Annotated in this window: 2 protein-coding genes; one reads left to right on the forward strand and one right to left on the reverse strand. The window is 62.8% G+C overall.

What is annotated here, in order from left to right:
• Positions 1–12: 12 nt before the first annotated feature.
• Positions 13–716 (reverse strand): IS5 family transposase gene (locus E4V01_RS25420; RefSeq protein ID WP_245517719.1). Its coding sequence is split into 2 segments (ribosomal slippage): positions 13–441 and positions 444–716, totalling 702 coding nucleotides; the frame shifts between segments, so codons are not numbered across the junction.
• Between E4V01_RS25420 and E4V01_RS26470 the strand changes: the two genes are divergently transcribed.
• On the forward strand, positions 651–836 hold a 186-nt coding region (locus E4V01_RS26470; RefSeq protein WP_245517720.1), incomplete at its 3' end, for a hypothetical protein. The two genes, E4V01_RS25420 and E4V01_RS26470, sit on opposite strands and share 66 nt — an antisense overlap.

Consider the following 836-nt stretch of genomic DNA (forward strand, 5'->3'; position numbering starts at 1 on the left):
TAGGCTCTGGACTCATAACCAATAGCTGACGGTGGCTGCGATGGAGACGGCGGCGAGATAGTTGGTTGCGAGCCTGTCGTATCGCGTGGCAACGCGACGGAAGTCCTTGATGCGACCGAACATGCGCTCGATGGCGTTGCGGCCTTTGTAGAGGACTGGCGAGAAGCACGGCTTCCAGCGCCGATTGGATTTCGGCGGGATGTTGGGGGCGGCTCCCGTCGCCTCGATCTGCCGACGGATGGCGTCGCTGTCGTAGCCTTTGTCGGCGAGCAGGATGCGGCACCGGGGCGAACGCTCGAGGAGTAAGGCTCCTGCCTTGCAGTCCGCGACCTGTCCGCCTGTCAGCAGGAAAGCAAGCGGGCGGCAGAACCGGTCGGTGAGCGCATGGATTTTGGTCGTGCGCCCGCCCCGCGAACGGCCGATGGCCTGATTATGCTCCCCCCTTTTCCGCCGGATGCGCAGCGATGCGCCTTCACGGCCGAGGAATCGATGAGCACCTGCGAGGGTGGGCCGCCAGCCTTGGCCAGGGTCTCGAACAGATCGGTCCAGACCCCCTTGGCCGCCCACCGCACGAAGCGATTGTAGAGCGTCTTTCTTGGACCATAAACCGCGCGTGGCGCATCGGCCCAACGCCCGCCCGACTTCAGCACGTGGATGATGCCGCTGATCACCCGACGGTCATCGACGCGATCCTTGCCTCGCGTATCTGTCGGCAAGTGCGGCTCAATCTTCGCAAACTGTGCGTCCGTCAGCCAAAACTCGTCCATCCGGTCCTCCTTCATCACAAAGGAATCACGGACACTCCTGCCAAGCCAAATTTATGGGTCCAGAGCCTA

Source organism: Methylorubrum sp. Q1, assembly GCF_004683995.1.
Taxonomy (GTDB): domain Bacteria; phylum Pseudomonadota; class Alphaproteobacteria; order Rhizobiales; family Beijerinckiaceae; genus Methylobacterium.